Source organism: Rhizobium sp. BK376 (assembly GCF_004341625.1).
GTDB lineage: Bacteria > Pseudomonadota > Alphaproteobacteria > Rhizobiales > Rhizobiaceae > Rhizobium.
This window is the reverse complement of the sequence record NZ_SLZG01000001.1, coordinates 67626-85515: the sequence shown is the minus strand read 5'-3', so window position 1 is coordinate 85515 and position 17890 is coordinate 67626. Positions and strand designations below refer to the sequence as shown.

Here is a 17890-nt window from a genome sequence, read left to right as displayed (position 1 = left end):
TATCTCAATTATAATGTACGCGCCGCTCGATATAGCGGAACTGGAAGAAGGTGATGCCTATTACGATGGCCATCAGAATGATCGATTGCGCTGCCGCACCTGAATAGTCGAGGCCCTTGAAGCCGTCGAAATAGATCTTGTAGACCATGAGATTGGTCGCGCGGTTGGGTCCGCCACCCGTCATGATATCCACGATGCCGAACGAGTCCTGGAAGCTGTCGGTGATGTTGAGCACCAGCAGGAAGAACAGGGTCGGCGTCAGCAGCGGAATCTGGATGTCGAACATGCGCCGCAACGGGCGCGCGCCATCCATGGCGCTGGCTTCGATCAGCGAGCGCGGAATGGCCTGCAGCGCCGCCAGCATGAAAATGAAGTTGTAACCGATATATTTCCAGGAAAAGGCGAAAATGATGGATCCCATCGCCTGGTTGCCATTGAGGGACGGGTCCCATATGCCTGGCCAGATATGGTTGACGAAGGCCAGCACTCCGGCCTCTGGCGCAAGCATGAAGCGGAAAGCGAGGCCGAGCGCCGGGGCGGCGATGGCATATGGCCATACCAGCACCGAGCGGTAGATCTTGCTGCCGGCAAGCTCGCGATCGACAAGAAGCGCCATGGTCAGGCCGATGCCCATCGAAATGCCCGTCGAAAGCCCGGCAAAGACGAAGCTGCGGACGATCGAATCCCAATAGACCGAGTCACTCAGGATCGACTGAAAATTGCTGAACCCCACCCAGTCATTGCTGCCGCCGAAGGGGCTTTGTGACGTGAAGGCCCAATAGACCGCCTGGCTGACCGGCCAGTAAAAGAAGGTGAAGACGAGCAGAAGCTGCGGCACGGCAAAGGCAAAGCCCAGCCAATTATTCTTGAATATGGCGCGCTTCTGCGTCGAAGACTTGGCGGCCTTCGCGGGCGCCTTTGCCTTGGTCGGCGCGGTAGAGGCTCCAGCAGAGCCCAAGGACTGGGTATCGACAGCGGTCAAGCGGCACCTCAAACCAAAAAAATGAGAGCAATGGCCTTGATCCACTCAAAACCGAAATGCTCCGTTCAGGAAAACACGGCCGGGGCGAACCCGGCCGTGAGTACGATTTCTAAAGCACGGATCAGGGGAAAGCCTGGCCCTTGTACGGAGCGGCAGCCTTGGCCAGATCGTCGTTGGAACGCTGGGCAGCTTCGTCGAGTGCCTGCTGAACCGGGGTCTTGCCCGAGAAGATCGCTGCGAAGGCGTTGCCGACTTCGACGCGGATCTGCGGCATCGAGAGGAGACGAATGCCACCGTACTGAGCAGGCTTGCTGTCGTTCAGTGCATGGATGGCGGCTTCACGACCCTTGTAAGGAGCCTTGTCGTAGAAGCCCGACTTTACGAGGTAGTCGTAGCCGGTCTTCGTGACCGGGATATAGCCGGTGTTGGTCGACCAGAACAGCGCCTGCTCAGGCTGGGAGAGCCAGTTCAGGAACGCGGCAGCGCCCTTGTATTCGGCTTCCGACTTGCCCTTCAGAACCCAGATCGAAGCGCCGCCGACGACGGCGTTATGACGCTCGGTACCAGCATAGATCGGGAGAACTGCGGTGCTCCAGTGCATGTCCGGAGCGGCAGTCTTGCCGATGCCGGAGTGCGAAGCGACCGACTCGAATTCCATCTGGCAATGGCCGGCTGCGAAAGCGGCCGTGGTCGATTCGCCAGCCTTGGCGTTCTTCAGGACGACGGTCCCTTCATCGGTCCAAGCCTTCAGGTCGGAGATGAACTTCACGAACTTGGCGGACTTGTTGAAGACCACCTGAGCGTCGAGGCCGTTGTAGCCGTTGTCCTTGGTGGCGACGGGCTCGCCATGGGCGAACAGGAACTGTTCCATGTCCTGCCAGACGGCATCCGACGAGATGTCGAGAGCGATCGGGCAATCATAGCCGGCCTTCTTGAGGGCGACGGCGTCGTCGTGCGCTTCTTCCCAGGTTGCAGGTGCCTTGTCCTTGCCGATCTTGGCGAAGGCGTCCTGGTTCCAGTAGAGCACAGCCGTCGAGGAGTTGAACGGCATGGAATACAGTTCGCCCTTCGAGGTCTGGTAATAGGCGCGAACGGCCGGGAGGTAGTTGTTCCAGTCGATCTTGTAGCCGGCGTCGGTGATCATCTTCTGGGCCGGAACCACGGCGCCCGACAGCAGCATGGTGCCGGTGGTGATTTCGTTTTCCTGGCCGAGGGTCGGCTGCTTGTTTGCGCGGTAAGCAGCAATCAGGTCCTGGAAGTTCTGCGCGTAGTCGCCGTGGCTGACGCAGACGATCTGGAAGTCAGACTGGCTCTTGTTGAAATTGGTGCACATCTGCTGAACGGTGTCGGACAGCGGGCCGGTCACACCGTACCAGAATTCAAATTTGGTAGGCTCGGCTGCAGCGGGGAGAGCCATTGCAAGGCTGACAACGCCAGCTGCGACGGCCGCCAGGCCGCGCCGACCGAGCGGCATACGAATATAATTATTGAGTTTGGACATAATCCCTCTTCCTTTTCAAGGTCTAACCGTTGGCCCTGAATAGTCCCGCGGCAGCGGCGTTATAGACAAGCTGTGTGACAGTTTGTTGTGAGGAGAAAACGCCGCGGAAAAGGCTGCTGAAACGCTGAGAAAACGGCAGGAAAAGCCCGGAAATCCGGGATTTCGGTAGCGGGAAGAAAGATACGATCCGTCGGGCAGGGATCCCGGATTGCCTCAGCTGTAACCCGTGGAGGCTAATCCAGAAGAGGTAAATTCACACGGGACAACCGGACCCCCGCGCTGCAGATGTCGGGCCAATGTTTTCTTATCCGCGCAGAAGGCGCATAATGCATTATATATAAAGTGAAGGTCAGGAGGAGGCGGGGCGGCGCTTCCTTGCCCACCAGACGGACAACTGCCGCCGCCAGCGGCGGACGATCGCCAGTTCGTTGGAGAGTATCAGAAAGCCGAGCGGCAGCATCCAGAAGCCGAGGATCGGCAGGAAACCAAGTGTCCCACCGAAGAGGAGGGCAAAACCGATGCCGAGGCGGCCAAGCCGCGATTTGGGAAGACGGATTCGAAAAGAACCCAAAACAAGTTCGCTAGCGGCGTGATCGACACCAAACTTTCGTGCTTTTCCAGGGCTTTCCGGCTTGGTCTTGTTCGCTTCGGTCATCCACAGGAAATGGGGATGCATGTAAATATTGCAAGCGGAATACAATTTTTTGAAAAAACCGCTTGGCAAATCGGGAAAGCATTTGTATTAGCCCACTCACACCGCGGCGACGCGATGTTCCCTGGTAGCTCAGCGGTAGAGCATTCGACTGTTAATCGACAGGTCGCCGGTTCGAATCCGGCCCGGGGAGCCAGTTTTCTCAGCGAAATAGCTGAAAATGAAGGAACCGGTTTTCGACTGAGCCGGTTCCTTTTTCTTTTCCGATAGTCCCTCACACGACGACCAGTCGCCGGCGGAAGCCACCTTTCGCGCTTTGCACCACAGCCTCCGGTAGCCGATGCGGATTACCGGAATGCCTGCTCCGTGGCCGCAATTGCTTCTCCATAAAAACGCCTATTTTCCATCATCGTCATTGCGTCTCGGTGTCCATGAGGTGGATTGTGCGTATAAGGATAATGTCCGCTGTTCTTGCATTGACGCTCTCAGGAAGCGTCGGGTTTTCTGCTGCTGAGGCAATGCCTCTCCCGGGCGTGGAGATGCCACGTTCACCGCTGCTTCACTCCGTTGATTATACGTGCGGCGACGGCATGCATTTCACCAACCAGGGATGCGTCGTGGACGAGAAGCCAGCGGCGCCGGTCGCAAAGGCAAAGCCTAAGCCACATGTGCAGAAGAAAAAGCCGCATCCGCATCACAAACATCCACCCCAATGAGGCAGGGTCGCCGCTGAGCGAGTGAAGATCCTCATCTCGGCTCTGTAAATGTCATCCGTTCAGCCCAGGGAACCCAACGCGCCGTTTCTCGTTTACCTTCACGTAAGATGGAGGAAAGGTCATGGTCGCTCTGATAGAGGATTGGCTGCAGAAGCTGGGCTTTATAAATGCGGAAAGACTGATGGCGCGCGCGGCTCTGTGCGCCGAGGACAGTGAAACGCTGAAGCGCAACCTGAAGTGATTTCCGCGTCGCCAGCTTCGGCTGGCTATGCCGGCACTCGTTGGCCACGGAATGTTCGTTGACAAATAGTAAGTTCGTATTATGATATTTGTACCTGATTAGATTGACCTCCGATCAGGGCCGTTTCAACGGCTGTGCAGCCTGGTCGTTTCCCTCGACCGGGCTGTTCTTTTTGAACCCACCCCACACAGACACCAACGACCGTCGCCGCACGCAGCGGCGGGCATTGAAAACCATTGCGTTGCTGTCCAATTTCGATATTTTGTATCAATATCGAATTTTTGCCTTCGTGCGAAATTGATACGGTGTATCGAAATGAATTCGACGCAATGCAAAATGGCAAGGGTAGCGCTGGGCTGGGGTATCCGTGACCTGGCACGCCGTGCCAAGGTTGCGCCGGGGACCGTTTCTCGTTTCGAAGCGGGCGAAGAGCTCAAGGAACGCACGATCGACGCCTTGCAGGCAGCACTTGAAGCTGCGGGTGTTGTTTTCTTCGATGGCGTCTATTCGGGCGACGGCGGTCCAGGCGTTCGTCTCGCCCGGAGTTCCGGCCACACGATCGAGATGGACGAGTCAGAGCTTATACAGTATCCGGAATTTCTCGAAGGCGACGGCGGACCGGGGAGCGGGGGCTAAACATGGCAAAGAAACCTAAGGTCGAGCATTCCGAACTTTCCGGCGAATTCACGGAGGACGGGGTGACTGTTCTTGTCGACATCTTCAGGCCGGCCGGGACCAACGGCGACTGGCGCATGGAAGTCGTGACGCCCGAAGAGGACCTTGTCGAGTGGGAGGAGCCCTTTGCGACCGACAGGGAGGCCTTTGACGAATTCCTCGCGACGATCGCGCGCGACGGTATCCGGTCGTTTTTCGAAGAGACCGATCCTTCGGTGCATTGAAATGCTTTCCAGGAAAACTGAACGCTGATCTGTTGCCCAAGTCGGGCTAGATCGCGGTCAAATCATCGAGGCAAGAGAATGGCGGGTACGAATACAGCTGTCTGGGCAGGGCGCATAGTGTCGGGGATCGTTGTGCTGGCACTGCTAGCCGACGCGGCAGTCGATCTCTTTTCACCAGCAATGATCGAAGCCGAAATGACGGCGACCGGCTTTCCGGCGAATCTGGCGCCGGTTCTGGGTATCATCATTCTCGTTTGCGCCGTCCTGTATGCCATTCCGCGGACGGCGGTGCTGGGCGCCATATTGATCACCGGCTTCCTGGGTGGTGCCATATGCACCCATTTCCGCCTTGGCGAGATGGGCGCGCCACCGCAGATCATCTGCCTCCTTCTCGGAGTGCTGACATGGGCCGGCCTCTATCTTCGCGACCCGAGGCTACGGGCACTCTTGCCGCTCACAACCTCTTGATTACCATTGATTTCCGCGATGGGAGAACTTCATCGCGGAATGCGCTATTATATGGCCGGATACACGCAAGTCGAAAGATCAAACGATGTTCGGTTCATTGTCACGCGCCCTCATGGCACTTTGCGTTTTAACCACGGTTGCCGGCATCGCCTTTCCGGCGGCGGCAATTTCGCGGATCAATTCGACGACCCGCACCTGCGCTGCGCTTCGCCAGATCATTGACAGTCAAGGCGCGGTCATCGTGCAGCATCCGGGATCGCGGAGTTCGGGAATGCTTTATGACCGCTATGTGAGCGACAGCCGCTTTTGCCAGCCGGGCTACGTGGCAACGGACGATTGGGTTCCCGCAAAGGATAGGAACTGCCGTCTTTATAACTGCCAGGTATACGAACCGCCGTTCGACGACTGAGGGCGTACTGCCGAGCGGACATCTTCCGCAATGCCGGCAGTTGTCGTTCTCGAAGGTAGGCTTTTTAGCGCCGATGATTCATTCGGCTGCTTTGGCCTGAACGCTTTCGATTTCGTAGCCATAGCCTTCGAGCATCTCGTAGGCCCGCTCGATTGCCTCCACATGCTTGCCGGCTTTCTCGATTGCTTCGGTTATTGAAGTGACGCGTGTTCTAAGCATGCTCCCGAGCACGTCGGCCATTGGGCGGCTACTGATGCGATCGAGGTGATTCCGAATGCGGCCGCGATGCCGCTCGAGTTCGAAAACGTGGAATCGGGCTTGGACGACCTCATCCGTGAGCTTCCTGCGCATCAGCGCAACCGGGTCGAAGCTGCCGGGTTCGCGTTCGTCGAGCACCATGTCGTTGATGACCTTTTCGAGGATCAGCAATCCTTCCAGATCCTTGACCTCGGCAAGCTGCGGATCGTAGCCGGTTTCGTCGTAGACCTTGCGCCGTATCGGATCCTTCAGCAGTTCGTAGGCGCACTTCACCTGAGCGAACGAATCGACGTCGCCACCCGAATCCGGATGGGCGCTCTTGGCAAGCCGGCGATAGGCGGCCTTGATCTCGGCATCGCCTGCCTCGCGCGGAATGCCAAGCAATTCATAAGGCTCAATCACACTTTCACCCATCATTACGATCCCGGCACGTCTGTCCTTATATCGCCAGCCAGCTTGGGCCTCAATTCGGCATAATTCCGATCGGCCAATTCGAAGGAGACATTTTTCGACACTGCGTTGATCGATCGTCGAATTGGCGTTCGCAGCGGCATTGTTTGTGCCGCGAACTTGCGTCGTTTTGGTGGCTCGCAATAGCGGCCCTTTCAAATTTAGCAAGCGTTATCGTCACCGCGAATCGGCGAATAAAATCTATCCATTTGAAATAAAACACTATTTCTGTCTGAGTGGGCGAGGGCGCAATCCTGATGGATTGAACCGTCGATAAAATGCGATCTGCGATTGATGAAGGAACAGGTGCTTATCCACAGGGCACCTGCTCAATCTGAAACAACTCGCCTCGATATGGAACGGATGCCGGGCGCTTTGATCGCCTTTCCCAGAGTGTCGCACCTTTCTCTTTACCGTGCGCTAACCGTTAACGGGAGATTACCGCGAAGATCTGCATTCGATTGATAGAAGAAGCCACTTCCATTCAACTGGAGGCGCTGATGACGACACGGATGAAATATATCCTTGCCGCCATCGCGATATCCGTCGCGATGTGGGCAGGGATCATCCTCGGAACGATAATGTTCTGGAGATTTTTACATTTGTTTTTTACAGGAAGTTTTTAGCTGGCTAATCGCTTCATCACTCGAAACGGACGGGATTATCAAAATCATCTCGTCCGTTTTTGATTCCCTGCATGACGATCGAAACCGCCCCTCATTGGCCGCCGAATCGCTGTTGAAGCTCGGATTGGACCGCCATGATCGCGGTCTGCAGCTCCGCAAGCGCCCGTATGGATTCCGGGGTTGGGCCTTCGTCCTGCATCCGGCGGATCAATTTGGCCCGGGTCTCGGTGAATTCGCGCAGCAGTTCGTGCATCTCGCATCTCCTTTTTGTAAGCTCGGAAAAACAACCCCGGACGGATAGGTGTTGTTCCGAAAAGAAGAAGGGGACTAAATGCAGACAGGGCGATACCGTTCGAAAATCAAGCAAGGTGTTTTTTAAAAATGCCCTTGCGGTTTCCTTGGGATCATTCTAAATGCGCCTCCAGCTTGATCATACAAGCCTGAGAGGCCTCGTGGCGGAGTGGTGACGCAGAGGACTGCAAATCCTTGTACCCCGGTTCAATTCCGGGCGAGGCCTCCAGATCAAATGCAGTTTGGTAACTGCACTCTACCTTCCCATTTCACTTCGCGGTCGCAGCCTTGAGCTTCATGATCATCGTGATCTGACTGCGAACCATGATCTTTGCACTCCGTACATCCTGGTTCATGTCGACATTGGTAGACAGGAAGCTGATGTTGCAGTCATCTGCAATTGTTTCCAGGGCCGATGCGCAGCTGCCGGAAGCGAGGCCGTAGAGCGTTTTCTGGGCGCTCTTGATTTGATCGTCGACATTGCCGTCGTCCTTCAGGGGCAGCGATAGCGAAATCCCGGACTGAACGGAAATATATCCGTCGGGAACCTGACCCGATCTGATGCCCGGATTGAATGGCATGACGCCCTGTGCGGTGGCCGGCAACGGGGCGAAGGCAGTCAAGCTTATCACTGCAAGTATTTGGAACGATCGACGCATAGAAAACCTCCGTTTTCGTGCTCTATCGCATAAGTACTGGAAGGATGAGTGAATAGCTTATCTAAAATTGCAATTGTTTTGGAAAATCCATCGAAGATTTTATCTTTGTGCGTGCTTCAAGCAGCCCGATAGCCAAAGCTGCGTTCATGCGGCAATCGGCTGAACGAGTGCTGCTAGCGAGATTGTGTGTTGTTGCGGGGCGACGCAGCGGCATGAATTTTCCTTTGGCCTGCCGCGATGCCTTGAAAGCTGACCCGGTGGCGATTAAGACACGGGACCATAACAGGCAACCCGGCTTTCCGATGGGGCTACAGGACATGATGGATTTCCAAGCTGCGCGCGTGAAGATGGTCGAGAACCAGATCCGGACGACGGATGTGACCTCGCACTCGGTTCTGAACGCATTTCTGACCGTGCCGCGCGAGGCATTCGTTCCGGAAAAATCAAAGCCGCTCGCCTATATCGACACCGATATCGAGATCGCGCCGGCGGCTGACGGCAACAAGCCGCGCTACATGATGCAGGCTTCGCCGCTTGCCAAGCTTCTTCAGCTGGCTGGCGTCGGCAAGGACGATGTCGTTCTCGATGTCGGCACCGGCACAGGCTACACAGCTGGCCTTCTTTCGCTGCTCGCCGGATCGGTCACCGCTCTCGAAAGCGATGAAGCGCTTGCCGCCAAGGCCAAGGAAACGCTGACTGGCCTCGGCTACGCCAATGTCGCCGTCGTGACCGGCCAGTTGGAAAAGGGCCATCAGGCGGTCGCTCCCTATGATCTGATTTTCATCGACGGAGCCGTCGAAGAAGTTCCGGAAACGCTGCTCGGCCAGCTTCGTGACGGCGGACGTCTTCTGGTTGTCAAGGGTTATGGCAATGCCGCCCGTGCCACCGTTTTCACCCGCGAGCGCGGCGCTTTCTCGGAAAACGTCTTCTTCAACGCCTCCGTCAAGCCGCTTCCGGGCTTTACCAAGGTCAAGGAATTCGTTTTCTGATCGCTCTTTGGCGTTTTCGGCAGTCTACGATCGGACGCTTCGGCGTCCGTTTTCGTTTCTGGAAGGCGGCAATTGGGCCGTGATGCAGGCTCGATAGACCGATAACAAAACTGTGCATCACCGGATTTACTTGATTTCCGGTCATTTTTTTCATGGGGTGGGTATCATAAGGTGGCGGTGATTCGAACGCCCCTTTTGGTTAGGCATTCGGTCGCTATTTCGGGCAACGGGGATGAATATGGCTCAGCCAAATGTAGCGCGTGAACCGTCCATGGAAGAGATTCTGGCGTCGATCCGCAAGATCATCGAAAGCAATGAACCAGGTGCCGGCAAGTCGATTTCGGCGTCGCTGCCACCCGTCTACGCAGCGTCGAATGACGACGACAGCATCCACCTGACTGTCGATGATGATCTGGAAGAAATGCCGCTCGACGACGTTCCCCCAACATCCATGCCGGATCCGCGCTTCGTCGCCGCAAATTCTTCCGGTGCTGTCCGCGAATCGGAAGAGCCGGCCCGTACGATGTCGCTTGCCGATGTTGCGGCGCGGGTGCGTGCCGCTTCCGAACGGAACAGCTCTCAGCCGGGTGCCGTGCGCGAGATGCCGCCGCAGCGGGAATTGCCGCCGGCCATGGCAGCCCGCTTTGCCGAAGTTCGCCGTGAGCCGATTGCGCCTCCTCCGTTGCGCGCCGTCACGCCGGAGTTCCCGCCGCCCTTGTCGCTCGTTGCGACGCCCGCGATCGCAGAAATCCCCCAGGCGCCGGCTCCGGTCGTTGATCTGCCCGCGATCGTCGAGCTGCAGCTGATGGACAGCGAGCCCTCAGAGCCTGTTTCCGAGCAGTTGCCGGCAACGGAAATGAGTGTGGTCGAACCAAGCCCGATGCTGGTCCAGCAAGAGATGCAGGTAGCCGAAGAGCTTGCTTTTCCGCCTGTGCAGCCGGAATTGCCGAAGATGCTGATGTCGGAAGCAGCGGGCCAGCAGGTGGCTCGCTCCTTCGAAGATCTCGTTGCGGCGATCGATGGCGCCGAGCGCCGGTCGCTCGACGAGATCGCGCAGGAAATGCTGCGGCCGATGCTGCAGGAATGGCTGGACGACAATTTGCCGACGCTGGTCGAGCGTCTCGTGCGCGAGGAGATCGAGCGGGTGGCGCGCGGTCCCCGTCGCTGATTTTTCCGGCCAGGCATCCATAACGCCGCTCCGGTCTTCGGGGCGGCTTTTTTATTGACTTGCCAGCGGCCATCCTATTTACAACCCTGCACCAAGAACCCTCCAGAACCGGTCCAAAAATGCTCGACAAGACCTACGATTCCGCCGCCGTTGAACCGAAAATCGCTGCGAAATGGGATGAGGCCGATGCTTTTCGCGCTGGCGTGAACGCCAAGCCGGGTGCGGAAACCTTCACGATCGTCATCCCGCCGCCGAACGTGACCGGTTCGCTGCACATGGGGCATGCGCTCAACAACACGCTCCAGGACATCATGGTCCGTTTCGAACGGATGCGGGGCAAGGACGTGCTGTGGCAGCCGGGCATGGACCATGCCGGCATCGCCACACAGATGGTCGTTGAACGACAACTGGCCCAGAAGCAGTTGCCGAACCGGCGCGACATGGGCCGCGACGCTTTCATCGAGAAGGTCTGGGAATGGAAGGCGGAATCGGGCGGGTTGATCTTCAACCAGCTGAAGCGCCTGGGAGCCTCGTGCGATTGGTCGCGCGAGCGCTTCACCATGGACGAAGGTCTTTCCGAAGCTGTCCGCGAAGTCTTCGTCACCCTCTACAAGGAAGGCCTGATCTACAAGGACAAGCGCCTCGTCAATTGGGACCCCAAGCTGCTGACGGCGATTTCCGACCTCGAAGTCGAACAGGTCGAGGTCAACGGCAATCTCTGGTATCTGCGCTATCCCTTGGAAGAGGGCGTCACCTACAAGCATCCAATCGCTTTCGATGAGGACGGCAAGCCGACGGAATTCGAAACGCGCGACTATCTCGTCGTCGCCACGACCCGTCCGGAAACCATGCTCGGCGATACCGGCATCGCGGTTCATCCTGATGACGAGCGGTACAAGTCCATCGTCGGCAAGCATGTCATTCTGCCGATCGTCGGCCGCCGCATTCCGATCGTTGCCGATGAGTATCCGGATCCGACGGCAGGGACCGGCGCGGTCAAGATGACGCCCGCGCACGACTTCAACGACTTTGAGGTCGGCAAGCGCGCGGGCCTGCGCGCCGTCAACGTTCTGACCATTGATGGCCGCATTACGCTTAAGGACAACGAAGAATTCCTCGAAGGTCTTGATCATCCGGCAGCGCTGCATGGCGCCTGGGACGAACTTGAAGGCAAGGATCGCTTCGAGGCGCGCAAAATCGTCGTTCGGATCTTCGAGGAGGCCGGTCTTGTCGACAAGATCGAGCCCCACAAGCACATGGTTCCCCATGGAGATCGCGGCGGTGTGCCGATCGAACCGCGGCTGACCGAACAGTGGTACGTGGACGCCAAGACGCTTGCCGAGCCGGCAATCGACTCCGTTCGCGAAGGCCGCACCAAGTTCGTTCCGAAGAACTGGGACAAGACCTATTACGAGTGGATGGAAAACATCCAGCCCTGGTGCATCTCGCGCCAGCTCTGGTGGGGACACCAGATTCCTGCCTGGTACGGTCCGGATGGCCAGGTCTTCGTCGAGAAGACGGAAGAGGAAGCGCTTCAGGCGGCCATCCAGCACTACCTTTCGCACGAAGGGCCGATGAAGGCCTATGTCGAGGACCTGCTCGAGAACTTCAAGCCCGGCGAGATCCTGACGCGTGACGAGGATGTGCTCGACACCTGGTTCTCTTCTGCGCTCTGGCCGTTCTCTACGCTTGGCTGGCCGGAGGAAACGCCGGAGCTTGCGCGCTATTACCCGACGAATGTTCTGGTAACCGGCTTCGACATCATCTTCTTCTGGGTTGCCCGCATGATGATGATGGGCCTGCACTTCATGAAGGACGAAGACGGCGAGCCCGTCGAGCCGTTCAATACCGTTTATGTTCACGCGCTGGTGCGCGACAAGAACGGGCAGAAAATGTCGAAGTCCAAGGGCAACGTCATCGATCCGCTCGAACTCATCGACGAATATGGCGCCGATTCACTGCGGTTCACGCTTGCGATCATGGCAGCGCAGGGCCGCGACGTGAAGCTCGATCCAGCGCGTATCGCCGGCTACCGCAACTTCGGCACCAAGCTCTGGAATGCCACGCGCTTTGCCGAGATGAATGGCGCCAAGAGCGATCCGCATTTCGTGCCGGAAGCCGCCGAGCTGACGATCAATCGCTGGATCCTGACGGAACTCAATCGCACCATGCGTGATGTGACCGAGGCGCTGGAAGCCTATCGCTTCAACGACGCCGCCGGTGTGCTCTACCGCTTCATCTGGAACCAGTTCTGCGATTGGTATCTCGAACTGCTGAAGCCGGTCTTCGGTGGCACGGATGAGGGCGCCAAGGCAGAAGCGCAGTCCTGCGCTGCCTACGTGCTGGAAGAGACCTACAAGCTGCTGCATCCCTTCATGCCTTTCATGACCGAAGAGCTCTGGGCGCATACGGCGGGAGAGGGGAAGGAACGCGATGGCTTGATTTGCCATGCGGACTGGCCGGCTCCGTTCTATGCCGACGATGTCGCCGCCGACGAAATCAACTGGTTGATCGACCTGGTCTCGGGCCTGCGCTCGGTCCGTTCGGAAATGAACGTTCCGCCCGCAGCAACGGCGCCTTTGGTCGTCATCGGCGGCAATAACCTGACGCGCGAACGCTTGTTCCGCCATGATGCGGCAATCAAGCGGCTTGCGCGCGTCGAGGATATCTCTCTTGCCGATACGGCGCCGAAGGGTGCTGCTCAGATCGTTGTCGGCGAAGCGACGGTTTGTCTGCCGCTCGGCAGCCTGATCGATCTTGCCGCCGAAAAGAGCCGCCTCGAAAAGGCTATAGGCAAGGGAGAGGCGGAAATCGCCCGGATCGTCGGAAAGCTCTCCAACGAGAAGTTCGTGGCCAACGCCAACCCTGAAGTCGTCGCGGCCGAACGCGATCGTCTTGTCGAGCTGGAGAGCCAGCGCGAAAGCCTGCAGGTTGCGCTTGCCAGGGTCAGTGAAGCCGGCTGATCTCCCGGCGCAGTTTCCTCAAAAAGGGCATGGAGCGAAAGCTTCATGCCCTTTTGATTCTGGCTGGTAGAGAAGCACCCATAGCCCCGCTAGAACTCACGCAGCGCAGATGCATCCCTGCATTGCTTCAGGCTGGCACATGTTCAGGGGATTACCCCTAAATAGGTATGGCGATTTGAAAAAGAAAAGTGTTGTCAGATTGTTACAGAACGGTCGTAACTGAGAATGAGAATCTAGTCCGAGCCTGTTTTGAGTATTAGAGAAGCAAAAAACGTTTAAATTTTTTTACTTCCAGTCGTGAAAATCATTTTTTTACGCAAGTCGGTCAGTATGTCGCAACTCGGCGAAGGGTCCCGTCACATTGCCAATTCTGGTTACGGGCTTAAACACTGACCCAAACAAAAGTTCGAGTGGGGGAAAAATGGGATACCGCGTACCGTCCAGTGGCGTATTGACGCTACTCATCTGTTCCGCGTTCGCCAATACGGCCTTTGCCGGCGGGCTTGAGCGCGGTGGCTACGACATCGATCTCCTGTTCGATAAATCGCGCTATGCCTTCGAGGCAGGCGTGACCTATGTCATGCCGGATCGCAGGCTGAAGAACGCCCACGACGTGAACCCTGCTGATGGCGACCTCAACGGACGCTCCAGTTCGGTTCGCGATACCGAAAATTATGCCGTTCCCTATTTCGGCGTCAAAATCGGCCTTACCGACGATATCGACTGCTTGGCGGATTACTCCGAGCCGTTCGGCGCACATTCCAATCCGGGGACGAACTGGGCCGGCGCGAATTACGATGTCGAGACGAAGCTCAAGACGCATAATTACGGGTTGACGTGCTCTTACAAATTCGATGCCGGTCCAGGCGATATCCGCCTGATCGGCGGTGGATTCTATCAGGAGGTCGAGGGCTTCAAGGAACAGGTCGTTCTGCCTGCCGGTACGCCGCTCGGCCCCGGCATATTCAATCCCTCCGACGATACCGGAACGCTCAACGTTCAGGATCACGGATGGGGCTGGAGAGGCGGCCTCGCCTATGAGATCCCGGAATATGCTTTCCGCGCCAGCCTGATCTATAACAGTCAGGTCAAATACGACGGTCTTTCCGGAACAGTCGATCTTACGAGCGTTCCGGCAGTACTCGGCGCCCCTTTCGGTGTCGTTACGCCGGTTTACGGCCAGGCAACTGCACCGGATTCTCTCGAACTGAAGCTGCAGAGCGGTATTGCGCCAGACTGGCTGGCCTTCGGCTCCGTCAAGTGGACTAATTGGAGCGTTCTCCAGAGCGTTCCCTTCTGCGCGACGGCAACGCGCGGTATCGTGTCCTGCGTGCCTGGCAGCGCCGCAAAGATTACGTCGCTTGATCTGCTCTATCGTGATGGCTGGACGATCACGGGCGGTGTCGGCCATCAGTTCAATGACAAGTGGAGCGGTGCCGTCAGCCTGACATGGGACCGCGGTACCGCCGCGATGGATTACGGTATTGCCTCGGACACCTGGACGCTCGGCGCCGGCGTCTCTTACAAACCTACCGAGCATGTCGAGTTCAGGTTTGCCGGTGCAGTCGGCCTCCTGACCAGCGGCCATTCCGGAACCGTCGTCTCCAACGGCGTGACCTACGGTAATGACGTAACGTATAGCTACGGTAATGATTTCGTCGGGGCGCTCTCCACCTCGATGAAGGTAACGTTCTGATCCCATAATTGTCTGCTTCCGGCCGCGTGCGGAGCCTTGCTATCGGGCTCCGTTGCCGCCGCTCATCCTGCGCGCCATCAGACACTTGTGACGATTCAGCAACACTTATTCCCAACAGTTTGCAGGGGCTTATCCGGCGCCAGATTTGTCCATTTCCCGCCACAAAGAGGGCGCAGCGATATTAGCGGGCTTGGGGCGAGCCATCGGAAAGTGCGTAAAAGTCAAATGGGTCAGTTTTTACCGGAACAAAAATACCATTTCGCGATCGAAGCCAGCGTTGCTTCGATGATGCGGGAATCTGGTTCCGAACAGGCAAAAAACTGTTGCCATACGGCTTTTCGGTCGCTTCTTCTGAAAATGGTTGGACGTGCTTTGCCGGTGCTGGAAGTCCGTCCCAGCAGGGCATACGCAGGTTTAGCCACAATTTCACGATATGCTGAAAAATGTGGCGGGCGACATGAAGTCGACGCCGCAGGAACGACAGGAAATGCACACTCTGCAGCCGGCTTTTCTGCAGCGCGGGTGGGGGTGCAAGTCAATTCGTCTCTCATGGAGACATGGGCCGGTCGCACCGCGAGAGCTTCCTTGAACGGAGCCTTAGCTGGTTTGCGCGCCTCTGGAGAATACGTCCGGATGTCCACCGGTGCAGTAGGGCGCACTGGGGCAGATGCGGATGGAGCGAAAGAAATCGACTGTTATGTTTAGGTTCGAGTTCATATCTGTCAGATTTATGCTTTTGGGCATGTCCATTGCCGTCGGGGCGGCTGTGGCCGGACCCGCAAAAGCATTCGACATCAATGCCGGCGTCACCAAGGAATCCGGGCCTTTCGATCTCTTCAAATTCGGCTTCAAGGCCTACAAGAACGGCCAGAAGGAAGAGGCCGTGGAGGCCTACAAATATGCGGCGGAGAAGGGCCATACCGGCTCTCGGTGGGCGCTTGCAAACATGTACGCTGATGGCGACGGCGTCGCGCAGAATGATTTCGAGGCTTTCAAGATCTATAGCGAAATCGCACAGCAGGGCGTCGAGCCGGGATCGGAGGATACCGGCTTTTTTATTAACGCCCTCCTGGCGCTTGCGAACTACTACAAGCACGGCATCCCCGGCAGCCCGGTCAAGATTGACCTGAACCAGGCGCGGCAGCTCTACTTCCAGGTTGCTTCCACCTTCGGCGTTGCGGAGGCTCAGTTCCAGCTTGCGCAGATGATGCTCGCAGGCGAGGGCGGCGCACCCAATGTCTTGCAGGCAAAGAAATGGCTGAACCAGGCGCGCAAGAGCGGCCATCCCGGCGCAATGTCGGTCTTCGGCAACATTCTCTTCCAGGAAGGTCAGTCGATACGCGGTCTTGCTTTCATGACAGCTGCGCTCGACAAGTGCGCGTCAAAGGATTGTCCGTGGATGGAAGACCTGCAGGAACAGGCCTTCTCGCTGGCAAGCGAAAACGACCGCCGCGTGGCGGTGTCCATGGCGCATCAGCTTGATGTCGCCGGCAACGAATAAGTCAGGCCCTTCGGCTTCAGGCCGCGAAATCGAAATGCGCGATGACAGGCACGTGGTCGGACGGCTTTTCCCATGCGCGGACATGCTTCTCGATCGCAGCGCTCGTCATGCGATCGGCAGCTTCCGGTGACAGCATCAGGTGATCGATGCGGATGCCGTTGTTCTTCGGCCAGGCGCCGGCCTGATAATCCCAGAATGAATAGAGCTGCACGGCATCCGTCGTCGCGCGGATGGCGTCGATGAAACCCAGATTCTCCAGCCGACGGAATGACTGACGCGTTTGCGGCAGAAACAGCGCATCGTTCGCCCAGACCTTGGGGTCGAAGCAGTCATGCGGCTCCGGGATGACATTGTAGTCGCCAGCCAGGATCAGCGGTTCCTCCAAGGCAAGGCGACTGGCCGCGAATGTCCGGAGCCGCTCCATCCAGCCAAGCTTATAGGGGTATTTTTCCGTATCGACCGGATTGCCGTTCGGCAGATAGAGACAGCAGACTCGGAGAGCACGGTTCCCCGGAACCGAGAAAACAGCCTCTATGAAGCGAGCCTGCTCGTCCGCGTCGTCACCGGGCAGACCGCGATTGACCTCGTCGGGCTTGGCTTTTGAGAGGATCGCTACGCCATTGAAGCCCTTCTGGCCATGCGTTTCGACGTGATAGCCGAGCGCTTCGATCTCCAGCCGCGGAAAGCCTTCGTCGACCGTCTTGATTTCCTGCAGGCAGACGACATCCGGATCGGAATCCTTGAGCCACTGGCAAAGGTTTTCAATGCGAGCCTTGACGCCGTTGATGTTCCAGGTAGCGATCTTCATGGACGAATTTCCCTCATTCGCCTTTCCTTTTAGCCACATGGAAACGACAAGGCTATCCGCTTTCTGGCGTAAGCTCCACCTTTCCATAGGTCATGACAAAACGGCCGGACATATCGATGTCCGGCCGTTTCGATCCATGCGCAAGGATGGTGTTAAATGGAGAAACTCGTTCCGCAGCCGCAGCTTGCGACGGCGTTCGGATTCTTGATCTGAAACGATTGGCCAAGAAGGTTGTCGACGAAGTCGATCTCGGAGCCAGCCATATAGATCAGCGACAGCTTGTCGATCAGGACAGTCGCGTTGCCTTTCTCGACGACGATATCGTCGTCCTGCGGCCCTTCCGCGAGATCGAACTTATAGGAGAAGCCGGAACAGCCTCCACCTTCGACTGCGACGCGCAGGGCGCTCTTGCCGGCTTCTGCACCGACGATTGCCGCGATTCGCTTTGCCGCTGCATCTGAAAGGGTTACATTCGTATCTGTCATGCTTTCCTCCTGCCGGGGTCAAGATCCGGAGAGAACCAATATTTGTCGTTGCGTTTCAAACGACTGATATTCAGTGCCTTTATCATGAACCGACAGAAGGCGACAGCGAACAGTTTATGCCGAAAGGC

General features: G+C 57.3%; 18 protein-coding genes and 2 tRNA genes. 11 read left to right on the top strand and 9 right to left on the bottom strand.

Translation table 11 applies throughout. The annotated features are described in order from the left end of the window. Positions 1–4 precede the first annotated feature (4 nt). The 3 genes from EV561_RS00425 to EV561_RS00415 all read right to left on the bottom strand — a co-directional run bounded on the left by EV561_RS00425 (position 5) and on the right by EV561_RS00415 (position 3138). Positions 5–874, bottom strand: coding sequence for a sugar ABC transporter permease (locus EV561_RS00425; protein WP_132518008.1), 870 nt, complete (start codon positions 872–874; stop codon positions 5–7). A gap of 229 nt (positions 875–1103) precedes the next feature. Continuing rightward, positions 1104–2483 (bottom strand): extracellular solute-binding protein, encoded by a 1380-nt coding sequence (locus tag EV561_RS00420; protein WP_132516523.1) that lies wholly within the window; start codon positions 2481–2483, stop codon positions 1104–1106. Positions 2484–2832: 349 nt separating this feature from the next. After that, entirely contained in the window at positions 2833–3138 is a 306-nt protein-coding gene (locus EV561_RS00415; protein ID WP_132518006.1) for a hypothetical protein, read from the bottom strand. 118 nt (positions 3139–3256) lie between these two features. On the opposite strand from EV561_RS00415, the gene EV561_RS00410 reads away from it, so the two are divergent. From EV561_RS00410 to EV561_RS00385, 5 genes are all read left to right on the top strand, one after another. Then, positions 3257–3331 (top strand) — tRNA-Asn (locus EV561_RS00410). Between the two features lie 1076 nt (positions 3332–4407). Next, complete coding sequence (locus EV561_RS00400) at positions 4408–4728, top strand: helix-turn-helix transcriptional regulator (protein ID WP_245512554.1); 321 nt, start codon at positions 4408–4410, stop codon at positions 4726–4728. Positions 4729–4730: 2 nt separating this feature from the next. After that, positions 4731–4991, top strand: coding sequence for a hypothetical protein (locus tag EV561_RS00395; protein ID WP_132516519.1), 261 nt, complete (start codon positions 4731–4733; stop codon positions 4989–4991). A 78-nt stretch (positions 4992–5069) separates the two neighbouring features. After that, entirely contained in the window at positions 5070–5459 is a 390-nt protein-coding gene (locus EV561_RS00390) for a DoxX family protein (RefSeq protein WP_132516517.1), read from the top strand. Between the two features lie 85 nt (positions 5460–5544). Beyond that, a complete protein-coding gene (locus tag EV561_RS00385; protein ID WP_245512553.1) occupies positions 5545–5868 on the top strand; it encodes a hypothetical protein in 324 nt (107 codons plus the stop codon). A gap of 78 nt (positions 5869–5946) precedes the next feature. On the opposite strand, the gene EV561_RS00380 is transcribed toward EV561_RS00385, so the two are convergent. Then, positions 5947–6543 (bottom strand): J domain-containing protein, encoded by a 597-nt coding sequence (locus EV561_RS00380; protein WP_132516515.1) that lies wholly within the window; start codon positions 6541–6543, stop codon positions 5947–5949. A 750-nt stretch (positions 6544–7293) separates the two neighbouring features. Beyond that, positions 7294–7455 carry a hypothetical protein gene (locus EV561_RS37010; protein ID WP_165927726.1) on the bottom strand — a complete coding sequence of 54 codons (162 nt, stop codon included), beginning with the start codon at positions 7453–7455 and terminating at the stop codon, positions 7294–7296. A gap of 193 nt (positions 7456–7648) precedes the next feature. On the opposite strand from EV561_RS37010, the gene EV561_RS00375 reads away from it, so the two are divergent. Then, positions 7649–7722 (top strand) — tRNA-Cys (locus tag EV561_RS00375). A 40-nt stretch (positions 7723–7762) separates the two neighbouring features. Here the strand turns inward: EV561_RS00375 and EV561_RS00370 are convergent. Continuing rightward, positions 7763–8116, bottom strand: a complete 354-nt coding sequence (locus EV561_RS00370; protein ID WP_132516513.1) for a hypothetical protein — start codon at positions 8114–8116, stop codon at positions 7763–7765. A 353-nt stretch (positions 8117–8469) separates the two neighbouring features. Between EV561_RS00370 and EV561_RS00365 the strand changes: the two genes are divergently transcribed. The 4 genes from EV561_RS00365 (at position 8470) to EV561_RS00350 (ending at position 14968) form a co-directional block, all read left to right on the top strand. Further along, positions 8470–9141, top strand: a complete 672-nt coding sequence (locus tag EV561_RS00365) for a protein-L-isoaspartate O-methyltransferase (protein ID WP_207910491.1) — start codon at positions 8470–8472, stop codon at positions 9139–9141. 238 nt (positions 9142–9379) lie between these two features. Beyond that, positions 9380–10309, top strand: a complete 930-nt coding sequence (locus tag EV561_RS00360; RefSeq protein WP_132516511.1) for a DUF2497 domain-containing protein — start codon at positions 9380–9382, stop codon at positions 10307–10309. 119 nt (positions 10310–10428) lie between these two features. Further along, the gene (locus EV561_RS00355; protein ID WP_132516509.1) at positions 10429–13272 is read left to right on the top strand and encodes a valine--tRNA ligase; all 2844 of its coding nucleotides are present in this window, start codon (positions 10429–10431) and stop codon (positions 13270–13272) included. 421 nt (positions 13273–13693) lie between these two features. Beyond that, complete coding sequence (locus EV561_RS00350; protein ID WP_132516507.1) at positions 13694–14968, top strand: OmpP1/FadL family transporter; 1275 nt, start codon at positions 13694–13696, stop codon at positions 14966–14968. Positions 14969–15198: 230 nt separating this feature from the next. Here EV561_RS00350 and EV561_RS00345 read toward each other — a convergent pair whose 3' ends face one another. Next, positions 15199–15519, bottom strand: coding sequence for a hypothetical protein (locus EV561_RS00345; protein ID WP_132516505.1), 321 nt, complete (start codon positions 15517–15519; stop codon positions 15199–15201). A 146-nt stretch (positions 15520–15665) separates the two neighbouring features. On the opposite strand from EV561_RS00345, the gene exoR reads away from it, so the two are divergent. Next, on the top strand, positions 15666–16469 hold the full coding sequence (gene exoR, locus EV561_RS00340; RefSeq protein ID WP_132516503.1) for an exopolysaccharide production regulator ExoR: 804 nt from the start codon (positions 15666–15668) through the stop codon (positions 16467–16469). A gap of 16 nt (positions 16470–16485) precedes the next feature. Here exoR and xth read toward each other — a convergent pair whose 3' ends face one another. Together xth and erpA are read right to left on the bottom strand one after the other, a co-directional pair. Continuing rightward, entirely contained in the window at positions 16486–17277 is a 792-nt protein-coding gene (xth, locus tag EV561_RS00335) for an exodeoxyribonuclease III (protein WP_132516501.1), read from the bottom strand. Between the two features lie 152 nt (positions 17278–17429). Then, positions 17430–17762: an iron-sulfur cluster insertion protein ErpA gene (erpA, locus tag EV561_RS00330; protein ID WP_132516500.1), complete on the bottom strand. Its 333-nt coding sequence runs from the start codon at positions 17760–17762 to the stop codon at positions 17430–17432. Between the last annotated feature and the right edge of the window lie 128 nt (positions 17763–17890).

Bases quoted from the DNA above. Each gene is read 5' to 3' on its own strand.
- xth (WP_132516501.1), bottom strand. From the start codon at position 17,277: ATGAAGATCGCTACCTGGAACATCAACGGCGTCAAGGCTCGCATTGAA.
- EV561_RS00400 (WP_245512554.1), top strand. From the start codon at position 4,408: ATGAATTCGACGCAATGCAAAATGGCAAGGGTAGCGCTGGGCTGGGGT.
- EV561_RS00415 (WP_132518006.1), bottom strand. From the start codon at position 3,138: ATGACCGAAGCGAACAAGACCAAGCCGGAAAGCCCTGGAAAAGCACGA.
- EV561_RS00345 (WP_132516505.1), bottom strand. From the start codon at position 15,519: ATGAGAGACGAATTGACTTGCACCCCCACCCGCGCTGCAGAAAAGCCG.
- erpA (WP_132516500.1), bottom strand. From the start codon at position 17,762: ATGACAGATACGAATGTAACCCTTTCAGATGCAGCGGCAAAGCGAATC.
- EV561_RS00385 (WP_245512553.1), top strand. From the start codon at position 5,545: ATGTTCGGTTCATTGTCACGCGCCCTCATGGCACTTTGCGTTTTAACC.
- EV561_RS37010 (WP_165927726.1), bottom strand. From the start codon at position 7,455: ATGCACGAACTGCTGCGCGAATTCACCGAGACCCGGGCCAAATTGATC.
- EV561_RS00420 (WP_132516523.1), bottom strand. From the start codon at position 2,483: ATGTCCAAACTCAATAATTATATTCGTATGCCGCTCGGTCGGCGCGGC.
- EV561_RS00395 (WP_132516519.1), top strand. From the start codon at position 4,731: ATGGCAAAGAAACCTAAGGTCGAGCATTCCGAACTTTCCGGCGAATTC.
- EV561_RS00355 (WP_132516509.1), top strand. From the start codon at position 10,429: ATGCTCGACAAGACCTACGATTCCGCCGCCGTTGAACCGAAAATCGCT.
- EV561_RS00365 (WP_207910491.1), top strand. From the start codon at position 8,470: ATGATGGATTTCCAAGCTGCGCGCGTGAAGATGGTCGAGAACCAGATC.
- EV561_RS00350 (WP_132516507.1), top strand. From the start codon at position 13,694: ATGGGATACCGCGTACCGTCCAGTGGCGTATTGACGCTACTCATCTGT.
- EV561_RS00360 (WP_132516511.1), top strand. From the start codon at position 9,380: ATGGCTCAGCCAAATGTAGCGCGTGAACCGTCCATGGAAGAGATTCTG.
- exoR (WP_132516503.1), top strand. From the start codon at position 15,666: ATGTTTAGGTTCGAGTTCATATCTGTCAGATTTATGCTTTTGGGCATG.
- EV561_RS00390 (WP_132516517.1), top strand. From the start codon at position 5,070: ATGGCGGGTACGAATACAGCTGTCTGGGCAGGGCGCATAGTGTCGGGG.
- EV561_RS00380 (WP_132516515.1), bottom strand. From the start codon at position 6,543: ATGATGGGTGAAAGTGTGATTGAGCCTTATGAATTGCTTGGCATTCCG.